Origin of the sequence: Pseudomonas sp. 09C 129 (assembly GCF_002843625.1) — a bacterium.
GTDB classification, from domain to species: Bacteria; Pseudomonadota; Gammaproteobacteria; order Pseudomonadales; family Pseudomonadaceae; genus Aquipseudomonas; species Aquipseudomonas chlororaphis.
Map to the genome: position 1 here is coordinate 1,655,865 of NZ_CP025261.1, position 16,762 is coordinate 1,672,626.

At 61.5% G+C, this 16,762-nt stretch carries 15 protein-coding genes; 8 read left to right on the forward strand and 7 right to left on the reverse strand.

Annotation, left to right across the window (positions count from 1 at the left end; translation table 11 throughout):
- Nucleotides 1–21: 21 nt before the first annotated feature.
- Together CXQ81_RS07575 and yaaA are read right to left on the reverse strand one after the other, a co-directional pair.
- A complete protein-coding gene (locus CXQ81_RS07575) occupies nucleotides 22–1,338 on the reverse strand; it encodes a nucleotide sugar dehydrogenase (RefSeq protein ID WP_087091309.1) in 1,317 nt (438 codons plus the stop codon).
- 813 nt (nucleotides 1,339–2,151) lie between these two features.
- The gene (yaaA, locus tag CXQ81_RS07580; RefSeq protein WP_101336894.1) at nucleotides 2,152–2,931 is read right to left on the reverse strand and encodes a peroxide stress protein YaaA; all 780 of its coding nucleotides are present in this window, start codon (nucleotides 2,929–2,931) and stop codon (nucleotides 2,152–2,154) included.
- 226 nt (nucleotides 2,932–3,157) lie between these two features.
- On the opposite strand from yaaA, the gene CXQ81_RS07585 reads away from it, so the two are divergent.
- The 6 genes from CXQ81_RS07585 (at nucleotide 3,158) to CXQ81_RS07610 (ending at nucleotide 8,546) form a co-directional block, all read left to right on the forward strand.
- Nucleotides 3,158–4,282, forward strand: a complete 1,125-nt coding sequence (locus tag CXQ81_RS07585; RefSeq protein ID WP_101336895.1) for a polysaccharide deacetylase family protein — start codon at nucleotides 3,158–3,160, stop codon at nucleotides 4,280–4,282.
- Nucleotides 4,283–4,630: 348 nt separating this feature from the next.
- Complete coding sequence (locus CXQ81_RS07590; RefSeq protein WP_007929389.1) at nucleotides 4,631–6,025, forward strand: PhoH family protein; 1,395 nt, start codon at nucleotides 4,631–4,633, stop codon at nucleotides 6,023–6,025.
- 266 nt (nucleotides 6,026–6,291) lie between these two features.
- Nucleotides 6,292–6,765, forward strand: coding sequence for a cyclic pyranopterin monophosphate synthase MoaC (moaC, locus tag CXQ81_RS07595; protein WP_007932096.1), 474 nt, complete (start codon nucleotides 6,292–6,294; stop codon nucleotides 6,763–6,765).
- Complete coding sequence (moaD, locus tag CXQ81_RS07600; protein WP_007932097.1) at nucleotides 6,762–7,004, forward strand: molybdopterin converting factor subunit 1; 243 nt, start codon at nucleotides 6,762–6,764, stop codon at nucleotides 7,002–7,004. The genes moaC and moaD overlap by 4 nt, the downstream gene beginning before the upstream one ends.
- Before the next feature lies 1 nt (nucleotide 7,005).
- Nucleotides 7,006–7,458, forward strand: a complete 453-nt coding sequence (gene moaE / locus CXQ81_RS07605; protein ID WP_101336896.1) for a molybdopterin synthase catalytic subunit MoaE — start codon at nucleotides 7,006–7,008, stop codon at nucleotides 7,456–7,458.
- A gap of 311 nt (nucleotides 7,459–7,769) precedes the next feature.
- On the forward strand, nucleotides 7,770–8,546 hold the full coding sequence (locus CXQ81_RS07610) for an ABC transporter substrate-binding protein (RefSeq protein ID WP_101336897.1): 777 nt from the start codon (nucleotides 7,770–7,772) through the stop codon (nucleotides 8,544–8,546).
- A 94-nt stretch (nucleotides 8,547–8,640) separates the two neighbouring features.
- Here CXQ81_RS07610 and CXQ81_RS07615 read toward each other — a convergent pair whose 3' ends face one another.
- The 5 genes from CXQ81_RS07615 to CXQ81_RS07635 form a co-directional block, all read right to left on the reverse strand.
- Complete coding sequence (locus tag CXQ81_RS07615) at nucleotides 8,641–9,267, reverse strand: transcriptional regulator (RefSeq protein ID WP_101336898.1); 627 nt, start codon at nucleotides 9,265–9,267, stop codon at nucleotides 8,641–8,643.
- An 86-nt stretch (nucleotides 9,268–9,353) separates the two neighbouring features.
- A complete protein-coding gene (locus CXQ81_RS07620) occupies nucleotides 9,354–10,481 on the reverse strand; it encodes an FAD-binding oxidoreductase (RefSeq protein ID WP_101336899.1) in 1,128 nt (375 codons plus the stop codon).
- Between the two features lie 127 nt (nucleotides 10,482–10,608).
- Nucleotides 10,609–11,562, reverse strand: a complete 954-nt coding sequence (locus CXQ81_RS07625) for an ornithine cyclodeaminase family protein (RefSeq protein WP_101336900.1) — start codon at nucleotides 11,560–11,562, stop codon at nucleotides 10,609–10,611.
- Nucleotides 11,563–11,779: 217 nt separating this feature from the next.
- Nucleotides 11,780–13,258 carry an ATP-dependent RNA helicase RhlB gene (gene rhlB, locus CXQ81_RS07630; RefSeq protein WP_101336901.1) on the reverse strand — a complete coding sequence of 493 codons (1,479 nt, stop codon included), beginning with the start codon at nucleotides 13,256–13,258 and terminating at the stop codon, nucleotides 11,780–11,782.
- A 95-nt stretch (nucleotides 13,259–13,353) separates the two neighbouring features.
- Nucleotides 13,354–14,010 (reverse strand): alpha/beta hydrolase, encoded by a 657-nt coding sequence (locus tag CXQ81_RS07635; protein ID WP_087091316.1) that lies wholly within the window; start codon nucleotides 14,008–14,010, stop codon nucleotides 13,354–13,356.
- Nucleotides 14,011–14,477: 467 nt separating this feature from the next.
- On the opposite strand from CXQ81_RS07635, the gene CXQ81_RS07640 reads away from it, so the two are divergent.
- Both CXQ81_RS07640 and CXQ81_RS07645 read left to right on the forward strand, forming a co-directional pair.
- Entirely contained in the window at nucleotides 14,478–15,509 is a 1,032-nt protein-coding gene (locus CXQ81_RS07640; RefSeq protein WP_007932108.1) for an amino acid ABC transporter substrate-binding protein, read from the forward strand.
- A 66-nt stretch (nucleotides 15,510–15,575) separates the two neighbouring features.
- Complete coding sequence (locus CXQ81_RS07645; RefSeq protein WP_101336902.1) at nucleotides 15,576–16,757, forward strand: amino acid ABC transporter permease; 1,182 nt, start codon at nucleotides 15,576–15,578, stop codon at nucleotides 16,755–16,757.
- Nucleotides 16,758–16,762 lie beyond the last annotated feature (5 nt).

Below are 16,762 nucleotides of genomic sequence, written 5' to 3' on the forward strand. Positions count from 1 at the left end.
GTGCTTCCCGAATCTGCCGGCTTACCAGCAGATACCTTCGGTCCGGCCGCTCGCGCTGGTGGCCTTGGACATGAACCCGACCAGGTCGATGACCTGTTTGCCATGCGGCACTTCTTCGGCCAGGGCGCGGAACTTCTCGTCGCGGTTGCCGAGGATGATCACGTCGGAGTTGTCGATCACCGAGTCGAAGTCCGCGTTGAGCAGGGACGAGACGTGGGGGATCTTGGACTCGATGTAGTCCTTGTTGGCACCGTGGACGCGGGCGTACTCGACGTTGCTGTCGTAGATGCTCAGGTCGAAGCCCTTGCCGATCAGCATTTCCGCCAGCTCCACCAGCGGGCTTTCGCGCAGATCGTCGGTGCCGGCCTTGAAGCTCAGGCCGAGCAGGGCGACTTTGCGCTTGTCGTGGCTGGAGACGATGTCGAAGGCGTTCTGCACCTGGGACTCGTTACTGCGCATCAGCGAGTTGAGCAGCGGTGCTTCGACGTCCAGGGAACCGGCGCGGAAGGTCAGGGCGCGCACGTCCTTGGGCAGGCAGGAACCGCCGAAGGCGAAGCCCGGGCGCATGTAGTACTGGGACAGGTTGAGGGTCTTGTCCTGGCAGACCACGTCCATCACTTCACGACCGTCGACGCCGACGGCCTTGGCGATGTTGCCGATCTCGTTGGCGAAGGTGACCTTGGTGGCGTGCCACACGTTGCAGGTGTACTTGATCATCTCGGCGACAGCGATGTCCTTGCGGATGATCGGAGCGTCGAGTTCTTCGTACAGCGATTGCAGGACGTCGCCCGAAGCCTTGTCGAACTCGCCGATCACGGTCATCGGTGGGAAGTCGTAGTCCTTGATCGCGGTGCTTTCACGCAGGAACTCAGGGTTGACCGCGACGCCGAAGTCGACGCCGGCCTTCTTGCCGGAGCAGTCTTCGAGGATCGGGATCACCACGTTGGCGACAGTGCCCGGCAGTACGGTACTGCGCACCACGATGGTGTGGCGGGAGGTCTTGTCACGCAGGACAAAACCGATCTCGCGGCATACCGCTTCGATGTAGTTGAGTTCCAGGTCGCCGTTCTTCTTGCTGGGCGTGCCGACACAGATCATCGACAAGTCGGTGTCGCGAATCGCCTCGGCGAAATTGGTGGTTCCGCGCAGACGACCGGTTTGAATACCTTGCGCCAGAAGTTCACCCAGACCCGGTTCAACGATCGGCGATTTACCGGCGTTGATCATATCGATCTTGTCCTTGGCAACATCGACGCCAACGACCTCATGGCCCCGTGCAGACAGGCAACCGGCACATACTGCACCGACGTAACCCAAACCAAATATGCTGATGCGCATCGCATTTACCTCTGTGTTATTCACGCCATTAGATGGCCGGAGTTAATGTTTGCCAGCTGTAATTACGCACTCGGAAGTTCAACGAACAGGCGTTGAAATATCCAGTGCAGGCAGACTAAGTTCCGAGTGTCTAAATAAGTGCACTCAAGTTGTGCGCAACTTGGCCTTGTTGTAGGGGCTGCCCTTAAATGTTGCCGTCCTTCCTGTTGGAAGGCTGCTCCGAGGTTGGCGATAATCCTGATTTATAGGAACAGACCCATGATAATCAGGTAGTTACACGCTCCCGGAAGCGCTTTAAGGCGGGCTATGCCATGGCCTTGTAGGGGATAGTAATGGTGCATTATCTCCTGTGTATTGACCCTGAGTTCGAGTTCCTGAGCAGTAGGTCAGGACAATATGACAACTTCGCTACTGTCGTTGGATCCCATGTAAGTCATCTCCTACAAACTCGCTGAGAATCGTTACCGGTGGTATGAGCGGTGGTTCAGGACATAGTTCCAGACCGCTGATCCTGTTTTCTGAAATTTCTTGAAATATTGCAAAAGATGGCACTGCTTTCATATTGATAGCACTTACCATTTCAGCCTTTAGTTATGGGGAGTTAAAGCGCGGGGATATTTTTATGCCACTACCGCTAAAAAATTTGTGTGCCACTACTGAAAAAAATGACCTCTGTCGAGTGAAACAAAAGTTATAAATTCAGAAGAAGATATTTTGGCGCCAATTGTTTGGCGTTTTGGCGGGAGTCAAAGAGGAAAGTGACCGCTCGTCGACGCACTCGTTTGCGCGAAACCAGTGCATCGACCGAGTGCGTTATTCCGGTGCGTGATCGCGCAGGAAAACCAGATTGTCGGGTTTCGACTGTTCGGCGCTGTAGCGGTAACCCTGGACATCGAATTGCTTGAGGGTCGCCGGGTCGTTGATGCGTTCTTCTATGACGAAGCGGCTCATCATGCCCCGGGCCTTCTTGGCGTAGAAACTGATGATCTTGTACTGGCCGTTCTTCAGGTCCTTGAACTCGGTATTGATGATCCGGGCGTTCAGGGCCGTGCGCTTGACCGCCGAGAAGTATTCGTTGGAAGCCAGGTTGAGCAGCAGGTCGTCGCCCTGTTCGGCCAGGGCCTCGTTGAGCCATTCGCTGATGCGCGTGCCCCAGAAGGCGTACAGGTCCTTGCCGCGGGCGTTGGCCAGCTTGGTGCCCATTTCCAGGCGATAGGGCTGCATCAGGTCCAGCGGGCGCAGCAGGCCGTACAGGCCGGAGAGCATGCGCAGATGCTGCTGGGCGTAATCGAAATCGGCTTCGCCCAGGGTTTCGGCATTCAGGCCGGTGTACACGTCGCCCTTGAACGCCAGCAGCGCCTGCTTGGCGTTGGCCGGAGTGAAGGCCGGGGTCCAACTGCCGAAGCGCGCGGCGTTGAGGCCGCCGATCTTGTCGGAGACGTGCATCAGTTCGCTGATTTGCGCCGGGCTCAGTTCGCGCAATTGCAGGATCAGTTCCTGGGAGTGATCGAGGTACTGCGGCTGGGTGAAGCGTTGAGTGACGGGCGGGGTCTCGAAATCGAGGGTCTTGGCGGGTGAAATCACCATCAGCATGAAGTCGTCTCCTGTAAGCGTCGGGGGATTCTAGGGGCTTGGGCGCTTTGACTCCACCTATGAAGGCAATAGGGCATGCCGCCGGTCGTCCGTTGGTCGGCGATGGTCTGCTGCAGGGAGGCGCGTGTCCGCTCTCTATAAAGGGAAGGGGAGCGGCCTAGGCAATAGGGCCGAGAGGCCGGCATCGGCTATAGTGCCGCGCGGGTTTTGTTATGGAGACATCCCTTTGCGCAGCGCGTTTTTTCTTTCGATCTGGCTGTTGAGTTTCGGCGCCCTGGCGGCGCCGAACGAGGTGGCGACCCTGGATCGCAGCACCTGGCCGGAACAACTCGGCAACCCGACCCTGTTCGACGTGGCGTCGCGGGCGGAGATCCTCACCTTCGCCCGCGCCCTGCTGGACAGCGAGGCCTGGGATGAAGCTTCGTTGAAGCAGCGCCTGGGCCTGCGGATTATCAACATGGCGTCGATCGATGCCGTCCGCCAGCGGCTCTGGCGGCAATTGCTGACCAACTACAACTTCGCCCAGCAGAGCTGCGACCAGGACGCTTCCTTCTGTTTCCTGGTGGAAGACATGGACACCCTGCGCGAGCAGGCCGGCAAGTTCCAGTTGGGCGACGACTCCTATTACGCCCGCTGGGCCGAACCGAGCCGGACCTTCCATGAACAGTATCTGGACGAACTGCTGCGCAAGGCCGCGCTGTTTCCCCAGAGCGCCAGCGAGATCGAGCGTTTTGGCAACTACGAGCGCAATGGCGACGAGCTCAATGACCGGCTGTTCTTGCTGACCTTCGACAGCGCTGCCAATCTCGCCCCGGACAACACCCCGTGGCTGACCGAATACCTGCGCAAGTCGAACATGAACGGCACCTTCTTCGTGCTTGGCAGCGAGTTGCAGAGCCGCCTGGAGCAGCGTTCGGTGGCCAGCCTGCAGGCCCTGTATTCGCAGCAGTGCGTGGGTGTGCTGGGCTGGGAGTATCGTTCCCACAGCCATTGGCAGGACTGGCAGGATTCGATCGAGCGCAGCGTCGAGCTGGCCAAGGGCAAGCTGCCGGAAAACTACGTGCCGCTGTTTCGCCCGCCCTACGGCCAGCGCCGGGCGGATGCGCAGGCCTTCTTTAATGCACAGGGTTTGCAGGTGGCGCTGTGGGACATCGACCCGCAGGACGGCGCCGGCAAGCTCAAGGGCGAGCAGAGCGGCCAGCGGGTGCTGACCCTGATGCTGTTGTGGCGGCACGGGGTGATCAATTTCAACGCCCGGCAGGACGCGGTGAAGACGGCATTGCCCTGGTTGCTGACGCAGACGGCGCAGAGCGGAATCGGTTGGGAGGATTGTCAGGACGCGTTTCGCTAGAAACGACGAAAGGTCCGTATTTACGGGGGGAGAGGAGGTTTTTGCCGATTTTGGCCAGGATTTCGAGGCAGGCGGACTTCCGACTTTAACGGTGCCGGGGCAGCGCGCCAAGGGCTATTCGTCACTCTGCAAAATAAACTTAAAAAAAGCGTCAAAGTGCTTTTTCCTGTCACAGGTTTTGGAGTATTACGAAGTCAGACCGCCGAAACCTGCAACACAGGTGGCGTCTCCCAAGACTCCTTTTGTGTGCACTTCACTCGAACCCCTGCGGGTGAATTCGACGGTCAATTCGAGGCGCAGCACCGCCATGGTATTGCGTCGACTGGCCCCCACATAAGGTGACCGAGTATGGATGACCACGGACGTAGCCCTTCCTCCAACCAGCCAATCCTTTATGTACTCGATACCAATGTATTGATTCACGATCCAAACGCCCTGCTGAACTTCGAAGAACACCATGTGGCGATCCCGATGATCGTCCTGGAGGAACTCGACAAGCTCAAGAGCGGCCATCACAGCGTTGCAGCGGAATGCCGCCAGGCCATTCGCCTGATCGACAAGACCCTGGGTGAGGCTTCGCCTGAAGACGTCGAGCTGGGTGTGCCTATCCAGCGTGGCAAGAGTGGCCCCAAAGGCCTGCTGTCGATCCTCATGAGCAAACGCTCCGAGCCCAACAGCCTGCTGCCGGAAAACCTCAACGACAACATCATCATCAACCAGTTGATCGACCTGCACGCGCGCGACAAGGAGCTGCGCGTGGTGCTGGTGACCAAAGACATCAACATGCGCCTCAAGGCGCGCGCCTGTGGGATCGCCGCCGAGGACTACAGCACCGACCAGCTGGTCGACGACGTGGCCTTGCTGCCCAACGGCTTCCACAACATGACCGGTTCCTTCTGGGACCGTGTGAGCAAGGTGGAAACCCGCCAGGATCACGGCCGCACCTGGCACCAGGTGCAACTCACCGACAACCTGCCGGCGGTGCACATCAACGAGTTCATCATCGACGAACAGGGTTTCGTCGGCTGGATCAAGGAGATTCGCGCCGACGTGCTGCTGATTCTCGACCTGCATCAGGAACCCCTGTTGCACCAGGAAGCCTGGGGCCTGAAACCGCGCGACATCTATCAAGGCCTGGCGCTGTTCGCCCTGCTCGATCCGGACATCCATCTGGTCAACCTGTCCGGGGCTGCCGGTTCAGGCAAGACCATCCTGGCCCTGGCCGCGGCCATCGAGCAGACCATGGTCAGCAAGCGTTATCGGCGCATCATCGCCACCCGCAGCGTGCAGGGGCTGGACCAGGAGATCGGCTTCCTGCCGGGCACCGAAGCGGAAAAGATGGAGCCCTGGCTCGGCGCCATCACCGACAACCTCGAAGCCCTGCACATGGATGACGAAAGCACCCATGGCAGCGTCGACTACATCCTCAGCAAGGTGCCGCTGCAGTTCAAATCCCTCAACTACATTCGTGGCCGCAGCTTCCAGCAGAGCCTGATCCTGATCGACGAATGCCAGAACCTCACCCCGCACCAGATGAAAACCATCATCACCCGTGCCGGCGCCGGTTCCAAAGTGGTGTGCCTGGGCAACCTGGCGCAGATCGATACCCCCTACCTGTCCGCGACCAGCTCCGGGCTGACCTACCTCACTGAACGCTTCAAGGACTTCCCCAACGGGGTGCACATCACCCTGCAAGGGGTGCCACGCTCGATTCTGGCCGAATACGCCGAATCCCATCTGTAACCCTCACCAGACGGGCGGCCGCGAGGCCGCCCGTTTTTTTGTGCCTGGATGAAATCTTCTGTAGCCGCTGCCGCAGGCCGCGATTGGCTGCGCAGCAGACGCCAGAGGACTTGTTGCGTTTCACCGGTAACCCTGGGGAAGTCCGGATCACGTCCGCTACGCGGCCGATCGCAGCCTGCGCCAGCGGCTACAAGGATCGCGTAATCAAACGTGCGGAAATTTGACCCTCGGGTTTACAATCGCCTTTCCTGATCAGGAGTAAGGCTGTGCTGACTCATCTCGATTCCCAAGGTCGCGCCAATATGGTCGACGTCACCGACAAAGCCGTGACGTCCCGCGAAGCCACGGCCGAAGCCCGGGTGCGCATGCTCCCGCAAACCCTGCAAATGATCGTCAGCGGCGGTCACCCCAAGGGTGATGTGTTCGCCGTGGCGCGCATCGCCGGCATCCAGGCGGCGAAAAAGACCAGCGATCTGATCCCCCTGTGCCATCCGCTGATGCTTACCAGCGTCAAGGTCGAGCTCAGCGCCGAAGGCGAGGACAGTGTGCGTATCGTTGCTCGCTGCAAGCTGGCCGGGCAGACCGGGGTGGAAATGGAAGCCCTGACCGCCGCCAGCGTCGCCGCGCTGACCATCTATGACATGTGCAAGGCCGTGGACCGCGGCATGACCATCGAAGGCGTGCGCTTGCTGGAGAAGCTGGGCGGCAAGAGCGGTCATTACCAGGCGGGTGAGCAATGAACCTGACCGTGAAGTTTTTCGCCCGCTATCGCGAGGCGCTGGGCGTGGATTCGCTGCGGGTCGCCGGCGATTTCGCCACGGTCGACGATGTGCGCGCCCTGCTGGCCCAACGCGAGGGCGCCGAGGTGCTCAGCGAGCAGAACCTGATGTGCGCCCGCAACGAAGACCTGTGCCAGCTCGACGAGCCAGTGAGCGACGGCGACGAAGTGGCGTTTTTTCCTACCGTGACCGGGGGCTGACATGGCGATTCGTGTGCAATCGGGCGCCTTCGATCCGGGGGCGGAAGTCAACGCCATGCATGCGGCGAATGTCGGCGTCGGCGCAGTGGTGAGCTTTGTCGGCTACGTGCGTGATTTCAACGATGGCCTGGATGTGGCCGGGATGTTTCTCGAGCATTACCCGGGCATGACCAAAAAGGCCCTCGGCAAGATCGCCGCCGAGGCCGAACAGCGCTGGCCGCTGCTCAAGCTGGAAGTGCTGCATCGCATCGGCGCGCTGGAGCCGGGCGAGCCGATCGTCTTCGTCGGCGCCGCCAGCGCCCACCGCCAGGCGGCGTTCGACGCCTGTGCCTTTGTCATGGACTACCTGAAAACCCGCGCACCGTTCTGGAAAAAGGAAACCACCGCCGATGGCCCGCGCTGGGTGGAAGGTCGCGACAGCGATCATGCGGCGGCGGACCGTTGGAAAGAATGATTGCCTGATTCATCCGTATTGACCGCAAGTCCTCATCGCGGGCAAGCCTCGCTCCTACAGAGGATTGCATGGCTTCTGTAGGAGCAGCCGGTCGACGCTCGATTGCCCGCGATGGCGCCCTCGACTACGCCCCTATTTCTCTGCTTTTTTCCATTTCTGTCTCTCGACCAAAGGCCGGCTGACCTGCGTCCGCTGCGTTGACGAAATATACGTAAAAGTCCAGTATGGATTTACAAGTACAAACAAGGCTCCACTGTTTCACTCCTTTCTTCTGTCTTGCCAAACCAACAACAACCCGCGAGAGAACGAATATGAAGAAACTCCCCCTCATCAGTGGCCTGGCCCTGAGCCTGTTGGCGTGCAGCAGCCTGTTCGCCGCCGAGAAAACCCTGCGCATCGGCATCGAGGCGGCTTATCCGCCGTTCGCCTCGAAAACCGACAAGGGCGAGATCGTCGGTTTCGACTACGACATCGGCAATGCCCTGTGCGCGCAGATGCAGGTCAAGTGCCTATGGGTCGAGGGTGAATTCGACGGCCTGATTCCCTCCTTGAAAGTGAAGAAGATCGACATGGCGCTGTCGTCGATGACCATCAACGAAGACCGCAAGAAGTCGGTCGACTTCACCCACAAGTACTACTTCACTTCCTCGCGGCTGGTGATGAAGGAAGGCGCCACGGTCGATGACCAATACGCCAGTCTCAAGGGCAAGAACGTCGGTGTGCAACGGGCGACCACCACTGACCGCTACGCCACCGAGGTGTTCGAGCCCAAGGGCATCAACGTCAAGCGCTACAGCAACAACGAAGAGATCTACATGGATCTGGCGGCCGGGCGCCTCGATGCTATTTTCGCGGACACCATTCCGCTGAATGACTTCCTGTCGATGCCGCGCGGCAAGGGCTATGCGTTTGTCGGGCCGGAACTGAAGGACCCGAAATACGTGGGCGAGGGCGCGGGGATCGCGGTGCGCAAGGGCAATGCCGAGCTGGTCGGCCAGTTGAATAGCGCCATCGATGGCATTCGCGCCAGTGGCGAATATCAGAAGATTTCCGAGAAGTACTTCAAGTCCGACATCTACGGCGACTGATGTCGTGTGGCGTTCGTGAGGACGCCATCGCGGGCAAGCCTCGCTCCTGCGGTTTTGTAGGAGCGAGGCTTGCCCGCGATGCTTTTAGAGGCTGTCAGCCCTTCAATTCCTTCAGGTGCTTGTACACCGTCGCCCGCCCCATGTTCAGCACATTGGCCACATAGTTGGCGGCGCTTTTGCCCTTGAACGCGCCTTCGGCGTGCAGCGCCAGCACCAGTTCGCGCTTGTGTTCGCGGGTCAGCAGGTTCAGGCCCAGCTGCCGTTCGCGCAGCCAGTTGTGCAGGAAGGTGTTGATGCGCTCCTGCCAGTCGTCGCGAAACAGCGAGTCCGGTTGCGGGATCAGTTTGCTCGGCGAGAGGAACAGGTCCAGCGCTGCCTTGGCATTCTCGAACAGCGAAATATTCAGGTTGATGCACAGCACCGCCAGCGGCTGGCCGCTGCCGTCGCGCAGCACGCTGCTGAGGCTGCGGATCTTCTGGCCGTCCCAGTTGAGCTTTTCGTAGGGGCCGATATTCCGCTCATTGGCATCCTCGCCGAGCATGTCTTCGAGGGCGGAGTCGTCGCCCACTTCGCGCTTGGAGATGTTGTTGGCGATGTAGTCGATCTTCTGCGTGCGCAGATCGTGGATGACCACCTCGGCATGGGGGAAGAACAGCGTGGCGATGGCATCGGCGATCGCCCGGAAGTTATCCAGGGCAGGGTCCTGCGCGGGTGAGGTCATGGGTGGTTCTCCAGGCGGTGTCAGCGCCCTGCGAGGCAGGGCGCTGCGAGTGTGCCGCAATCGTTGGGGCACGTCACTGAGCGGGGTCAGCCGAGGCGGGCGGGGGAGAGCATGGCGGCGTCCAGGCCAAAGCGCGCCAGTTGCTCCGGCAAGGCTTCGCCACGCACCAGGGCAGCGCTGGCCTGGCCCATGGCTGGCGAGGTCTGGATGCCGTAGCCGCCTTGCGCGGCGACCCAGAACAGGCCCGGTACCTGGGTGTCGAAGCCGGCCAGCAGGTCGCCGTCGCTGACGAAGCTGCGCAGGCCGGCCCAGGTGCGGGTCGGGCGGCGAATGGTCAGGGTGGTGGCCTCTTCGATCTGGTAGATGCCCATGGCGATGTCCAGCTCTTCCGGCTGTACGTCGTGGGGCTCCACCGGGTCGGCGTTGGCCGGCGAGCCGAGGAACATGCCGGCGTCGGGCTTCATGTAGAAGGATTCGTCGAGGCTCACCAGCATCGGCCAATGGTGGATATCGACGCCTTCGGGGCCGGCGAAGATAAAGGCTGCGCGGCGTTTCGGCTGCAGGCCCAGGGGCCGGGCGCCGGCCATGGCGCCGACCTGGTCGGCCCAGGCGCCGGCGGCGTTGATCAGGATGGGCGCGCTGAAGGTCTGGCCGGCAGTCTGTACCTGCCATTGGCCTTGTTCGTCGCGGCTCAGCCCCAGCACTTCACAGTCGGTACGCACCTCACCCTGGTTGCGCCGGATACCGCGCAGGTAACCCTGGTGCAGGGCGTCGGTGTCGATGTCGCTGGCGCTTGGGTCGTAGAGGGCGCCGTGGACCTTCTCGCGACGCAGGATCGGCAGGCGCGCGCAGGCTTCGTCGGCGCTCAGCAGCTGCATTTCCGGCACCGTGGCCTTGGCGCTCAGGTACTGGTTGTTCAGCTCGCTGGGGTCGCCGGTGAAGTCCACGGTCATTTCGCCGCGCGGGGTCAGCAGCGGGTGCTCGCAGAACCCTTGCGGCGGGGCATCGAAAAAGTCCCGGCTGGCCAGGGTCAGGGCGCGTACCTGGGGTGTGCCATAGGCGGCGGTATAGAGCGCCGCGGAGCGCCCGGTGGAGTGGTAGGCCGGATGCGATTCGCGTTCCAGCACCAGCACCCGGCCATGGCGCGACAGCCAGTAGCCGGTGGAGGCACCGGCAATGCCGCCGCCGATGATGATGAAGTCTGCCTGGGTCATTCGAGCCTCCAAAAAAGGGGATAACGCGCGTCTGTAGGAGCGAGGCTTGCCCGCGATCGATCCTGAGCCTGTCACAGTGGTTCGCTCGGGGCCGTCGATCGCGAGCCAGCTGGTGTTCCATTGGTATTTAGTGAGTGCACTGCAAGCGGTACAGCGCATTGGCCAGGGCGATGTCTTCCAGGCCCAGGCCGATGGAGCGGAAGAACACGTGGCGCCCCGGCTCCGGTCGTTGCGCCAGGTCGCTGAGCAGTTCGGGCAGGTCGCCGAGAATCGCCGCCTTGTCCCAGCCATGCCGTTCGCCGGCGATCAGCATCTCGCCGGCCGAGCCGGGGGTGGTCTGACGATAGTCGCAATACACCTGCATGTCCTTCAGCGCGGCGGGTGGCACTTCATGGGCCCGTGGCGCGTTGGTGCTGATGGAGGTGATCAGCGCCGGCTTGCGCAAGGTGCGCGGGTCGATCACCGGGCCGGCGGAGGAGGTGCAGAGCATGATGACGTCGGCGTCCTGCAGGGCGTCATCGAGCTGGCTGGCGACCTGCAGGCGCGGGTCGAGGGCCTTCAGGCGCGCGATGTCCTCGGCGGATTTTCCGGCCAGGCCAGGGGAGTACAGGCGGATGGATTGCCACTCGCGCAGGGCTTTCACGTAATGCAGGTGGGCCTGGGCCACGGGGCCGCTGCCGATGATCGCCAGGTGCCTGGCGTCGGCCGGCGCCAGGGCGTCGACGGCCACGGCGGTGGTGGCCGCGGTGCGCGCGGTGGTCAGTTCGCCAGCGTCACAGAGCAGCAGCGGCTGACCGCTGTCCATGGACATCAGCAGGGTCCAGGCGGTGACCAGCGGACCTTCGGCGCGGACGATATAGGGCGAGGTCTTGACCCCGTAGACCCGCTCTTCGGCCAGCACGCCCAGGTAGTTGATAAAGTCCCCGGCGCCCTGGGGAAACTCCACCAGTTGCTGCGCCGGCTGCACGGCAAGCCCGGCGGCCAGGTCGTGGAACAGCTTGCGCAGGATCTGCGGCACGTCGACCTGCGCCAGCAACCGGCGGGCTTGAGGCTGGGTAATCACGCAAGGCGTGCTGGACATGCGGGTGCTCCCAAGAAATAAACTAATTTGTCCATTATGGACTTTTAGTTTTGTCGGGCAATATCCAGGCGAAAAAAAAACGCAGCCTGTGGTCGGGCTGCGTTTTTTTGCGGGCAGGCTTGTATCTGTAGGAGCGAGGCTTGCCCGCGAGGCGTCATTGCTGACACTGCGCGTTATCGTTCATCGCGAGCAAGCTTCGCTCCTACAACGATGCTGCTCAGGCTTTCGGGCGTTTGCGCTCCACGGGGCGCAGCAGCTCGGTCGGCGGCATTTCGCAGCTGATCTTGCGACCCAGCAGCGCTTCGATCGACGGCAACTGATAGGAGTCGTCCTCGCCGGCGAAGCTGATGGACACGCCGTCGGCGCCCGCCCGGCCAGTGCGGCCGATACGGTGCACGTAGTCATCCGGCACTTCCGGCAGGGTGAAGTTGATCACGTGGCTGATGCCGTCGATGTGGATGCCACGCCCGGCGACATCGGTGGCCACCAGCACGCGGATCTTGCCTTCGCGGAAGCCTTCCAGGGTCTTGATGCGCTTGTGCTGCGGCACGTCGCCGGACAACTGGGCGGCGTTCACGCCGTCGCGTACCAGGCGTTCCTCGATGCGCCGCACTTCATCCTTGCGGTTGGCGAAGACCATGACCCGTTCCCAGCCGTTGTCGTTGACCAGGTTGTACAGCAGCTTGTACTTGTCGGCGCCGGCCACCGCGTAGATATGCTGTTCGACGTTGGCGTTGGCCACGTTCTCGGCTTCGATCTCGACGATCGCCGGGTCGGTGGTCCATTGCTTGGCCAGGTTCATCACGTCGTCGGTGAAGGTGGCGGAGAACAGCAGGGTCTGGCGTTCGCTTTTCGGCGGGGTCTGGCGAATGATCTGGCGTACCTGGGGGATGAAGCCCATGTCGAGCATGCGGTCGGCTTCGTCCAGCACCATCACTTCGACCATGTCCAGGTGCACGTCGCCGCGCTGGTTGAAGTCCAGCAGGCGGCCCGGGGTGGCCACCAGAATGTCGCAATGCCGGGCTTCGAGGTGCTTGAGCTGTTTGTCGAAGTCCATGCCGCCGACAAAGGTCATCACGTTGAGACCGGTATATTTGGTCAGGCTGGCCGCATCCTTGGCGATCTGTACCACCAGTTCGCGGGTCGGCGCGATGATCAGCGCCCGCGGCTCGCCCATGTAGCGCTCTTTCGGCGGTGGGGTCTGCAGCAGCTGGGTGATGATCGAGATCAGGAACGCGGCGGTCTTGCCGGTACCGGTCTGGGCGCGGCCGATGGCGTCTTTGCCGGCCAGGGTGAACCCCAGTACCTGCGCCTGGATCGGCGTGCAGTAGGGGAAACCCAGGTCGTGGATCGCGTGCATCAGTTCCGGCGCGAGTTTGAAGTCGTGGAAGCGGGTCTTGCCTTCCTGCGGTTCGACGACGAAGTCTTCCAGGTTCCAGGTGCTCACCGGTGGTTTCGGCGCGCGTGGGCGGCGCGGCTGTTCGGCCTTGGGTTTGTCGCTGCGCGGCGCGGTCTGGGCCGTCGGGGCGGCTGGGGCCACCGGCTCTTGCCTGGCCACGGAGGCGGGCGCGGTCCGTTCCGGCTGATGGCCGTCGGTACGGCTGCTGGGGCTGGAGGAAGATGGGCTGGAGCCTGGCGCGAGCTGCTCAGCCTCGCTTTTACCGAAGATTTTCTTGAGTGCTTTGAGCACGGTCATCTCATCAATTGGTTAAGGAATGTACGCCGGGCAGTGTAATGCAAGAATCGGGCGCGGCGTAGTGGATTGCTCAACGGGCTACCTAACTTATCGATTCAGCGCAAACGCTCGCCGAGCCAGGCGCCGATATCGCGAATTTCTTCGGGTAACACTTCGTGGCCCATTGGGTATTCCTGCCATGTCACGGTGACACCATGGTGTTTCAGGTACTCGTAGGCGGTGCGGCCCATGGCGTTCTGCACCACTTCGTCGTACTGGCCGTGCAGGCACAGGGTCGGAATCCGCTGCTGGCTGGCCGACAGTTCCAGTTCATCGCTGAAGGTCGGGGCATAGGTGGAGAGGGCAAGCACGCCACCCAGCGGGCCCTGCCATTTAAGGAAGGCGGTGTGCAGGACGACCGCGCCACCCTGGGAAAAACCGGCGAGGAAAATCCGCGAAGGGTCTATTCCGCTGGCGCGCTGTTCTTCGATCAGGTCGCTCAGGCGTTTGGCCGACTCGTCCAGCTGTTCGCGGTTGATCGCGCGCGCCGGGCTCATGGCCAGAATGTCGTACCAGCTGGGCATGGCATAACCGCCATTGATGGTCACGGCGCGGGTCGGTGCCTGGGGCAGGACGAAGCGGGTGGTCAACAGGCTTTCCTGCAGCGCTTCGGCCACCGGCAGGAAGTCGTAGCGGTCGGCGCCCAGGCCATGGAGCCAGATCACACAGGCATCGACGGGCTTGCTGGGCTGAAGAATCAAGGGCTCGGTCATGGTTGCTCCAAATATGTGCGCACGCGCCCAAGCGGTGCGTGATCGAGGTGCGCGGTCGGTTGATCAGTGAAGAAGATGTCGCAAGGCTGCAAGTTTTGCTCTTGACCCCGGGCTGAACCGCTTTAGCCGGCACTCTGGTACGGGCTTTGCTATAGCCGTTGCGTGAAGTGATTGCGTTCACCCTGCCGGTAACACTATCAGGCTACTGGCGGGTGTGGGATAGCAAAGATCCGATGATGGACGTTCGCCAGTGGCCGCTACGGGCTTCGCGAACATGCAAGGGCTACAGCCCGTTCGGTCGCTTGGTGAGTATGGGTTTTCTCTTAAATGGATTTTCTCCTACTAGACTCATAGCTAAAGTCCTACGCCGCTTGACCCTATAAAAAGCCAACACGGGTCAACAGTGCCTCATAAGGGTGCGGCAGGACTCAAGCTCCGACACAACAAGAGCAAAACTGGAGGTTTGAATGAAGATGTTGAAATCCACCCTGGCTGTGGTCACGGCCGCCGCGGTACTGGGTATGAGCGGCTTCGCGCAGGCGGGTGCGACCCTGGATGCGGTGCAGAAGAAAGGCTTTGTGCAGTGCGGTGTGAGCGACGGTCTGCCGGGCTTCTCGGTACCGGACGCCACCGGCAAGATCCTCGGCATCGACGCCGATATCTGCCGCGCCGTGGCCGCCGCGGTATTCGGCGACGCGACCAAAGTGAAATTCAGCCAGTTGAACGCCAAGGAGCGTTTCACCGCGCTGCAATCGGGCGAAATCGACATCCTGTCGCGCAACACCACCATGACCAGTTCCCGCGACGCGGGCATGGGCCTGAAATTCCCGGGCTTCATCACCTACTACGACGGCATCGGTTTCCTGGTGAACAACAAGCTGGGCGTCAAGAGCGCCAAGGAACTGGACGGCGCGACCATCTGCATCCAGGCCGGCACCACCACCGAGCTGAACGTGTCCGACTACTTCCGCGGCAACGGCCTGAAATACACCCCGATCACCTTCGACACCTCCGATGAAAGCGCCAAGTCGCTGGAGTCCGGGCGTTGCGACGTGCTGACCTCCGACAAGTCCCAGCTGTTCGCCCAGCGCAGCAAGCTGGCTTCGCCGAAGGACTATGTGGTTCTGCCGGAAACCATTTCCAAGGAACCGCTGGGCCCGGTCGTGCGTAACGGCGACGACGAGTGGCTGGCCATCATCCGCTGGACGGGCTACGCCATGCTCAACGCCGAAGAGGCCGGCATCACGTCGAAGAACGTCGAAGCCGAAGCCAAGTCCACCAAGAACCCTGACGTTGCGCGTCTGCTGGGTGCCGACGGCGAATACGGCAAGGACCTGAAGCTGCGCAAGGACTGGGTGGTACAGATCGTCAAGCAAGTCGGCAACTACGGCGAAGTGTTCGAGAAGAACCTCGGCAAGAGCACTCCGCTGGAGATCGATCGCGGCCTGAACGCGCTATGGAACAACGGCGGCATTCAATACGCACCACCAGTGCGCTGATGGTTCTATCGCCCGGCGGGCCAACCGCCGGGTGATGTTCTTGTTCCATTATTTCCGGGGCACTTCATGCAAAACTCAATCGGCGCACCTAAGCAGAGGCTCAGTCTCAGCGATCCACGAGTGCGTGCGTGGCTATTCCAGATCATCACCGTTGTGGCCGTGATCTCGCTTGGCTGGTACTTGTTCGATAACACGCAAACCAACCTTCAGCACCGGGGGATTACCTCCGGCTTCGACTTTCTCGAGCGCAGCGCCGGCTTCGGCATCGCTCAGCACCTGATCTCCTACACCGAAGCGGACAGCTATGCCCGGGTGTTCGTGATCGGCCTGCTCAACACCCTGCTGGTGACGTTCATCGGCGTGATCCTGGCGACCATCCTCGGTTTCATCGTCGGTGTGGCGCGCCTGTCGCAGAACTGGATCATCAGCAAACTGGCGACCGTGTATGTGGAAGTGTTCCGCAACATTCCGCCGCTGCTGCAAATCCTGTTCTGGTATTTCGCGGTGTTCCTGACCATGCCGGGGCCGCGCAACAGCCACAACTTCGGCGACACCTTCTTCGTCAGCAGCCGTGGCCTGAACATGCCGGCGGCACTGGTGGCCGACGGCTTCTGGGCGTTCGTGATCAGCCTGGTGGTGGCGATTGTCGCCATCGTGCTGATGTGCCGCTGGGCCAACAAGCGCTTCGAAGACACCGGCGTACCGTTCCACAAGTTCTGGACCGGCCTGGCGCTGTTCCTGGTGATCCCGGCGCTGTGCGCGCTGGTGTTCGGCGCCCCGCTGCATTGGGAAATGCCCGAGCTCAAGGGCTTCAACTTCGTCGGTGGCTGGGTGCTGATCCCGGAACTGCTGGCCCTGACCCTGGCCCTGACCGTCTACACCGCGGCGTTCATCGCTGAGATCGTGCGTTCGGGGATCAAGTCGGTGAGCCACGGCCAGACCGAGGCGGCCCGTTCCCTCGGCCTGCGCAACGGTCCGACCCTGCGCAAGGTGATCATCCCGCAAGCCCTGCGGGTGATCATTCCGCCGCTGACCAGCCAATACCTGAACCTGGCGAAGAACTCGTCCCTGGCGGCCGGTATCGGTTATCCGGAAATGGTTTCGCTGTTCGCCGGTACCGTGCTCAACCAGACCGGCCAGGCCATCGAAGTCATTGCCATCACCATGAGCGTGTACCTGGCGATCAGCATCAGCATTTCCCTGCTGATGAACTGGTACAACAAGCGCATTGCGCTGATCGAGCGGTGAGGAAA

Coding starts and splice junctions, on each gene's coding strand:
- CXQ81_RS07575 (WP_087091309.1), bottom strand. CDS start 1,338: ATGCGCATCAGCATATTTGGTTTGGGTTACGTCGGTGCAGTATGTGCC.
- yaaA (WP_101336894.1), bottom strand. CDS start 2,931: ATGCTGATGGTGATTTCACCCGCCAAGACCCTCGATTTCGAGACCCCG.
- CXQ81_RS07590 (WP_007929389.1), top strand. CDS start 4,631: ATGGATGACCACGGACGTAGCCCTTCCTCCAACCAGCCAATCCTTTAT.
- moaD (WP_007932097.1), top strand. CDS start 6,762: ATGAACCTGACCGTGAAGTTTTTCGCCCGCTATCGCGAGGCGCTGGGC.
- moaE (WP_101336896.1), top strand. CDS start 7,006: ATGGCGATTCGTGTGCAATCGGGCGCCTTCGATCCGGGGGCGGAAGTC.
- CXQ81_RS07610 (WP_101336897.1), top strand. CDS start 7,770: ATGAAGAAACTCCCCCTCATCAGTGGCCTGGCCCTGAGCCTGTTGGCG.
- CXQ81_RS07615 (WP_101336898.1), bottom strand. CDS start 9,267: ATGACCTCACCCGCGCAGGACCCTGCCCTGGATAACTTCCGGGCGATC.
- CXQ81_RS07620 (WP_101336899.1), bottom strand. CDS start 10,481: ATGACCCAGGCAGACTTCATCATCATCGGCGGCGGCATTGCCGGTGCC.
- CXQ81_RS07625 (WP_101336900.1), bottom strand. CDS start 11,562: ATGTCCAGCACGCCTTGCGTGATTACCCAGCCTCAAGCCCGCCGGTTG.
- rhlB (WP_101336901.1), bottom strand. CDS start 13,258: ATGACCGTGCTCAAAGCACTCAAGAAAATCTTCGGTAAAAGCGAGGCT.
- CXQ81_RS07635 (WP_087091316.1), bottom strand. CDS start 14,010: ATGACCGAGCCCTTGATTCTTCAGCCCAGCAAGCCCGTCGATGCCTGT.
- CXQ81_RS07640 (WP_007932108.1), top strand. CDS start 14,478: ATGAAGATGTTGAAATCCACCCTGGCTGTGGTCACGGCCGCCGCGGTA.
- CXQ81_RS07645 (WP_101336902.1), top strand. CDS start 15,576: ATGCAAAACTCAATCGGCGCACCTAAGCAGAGGCTCAGTCTCAGCGAT.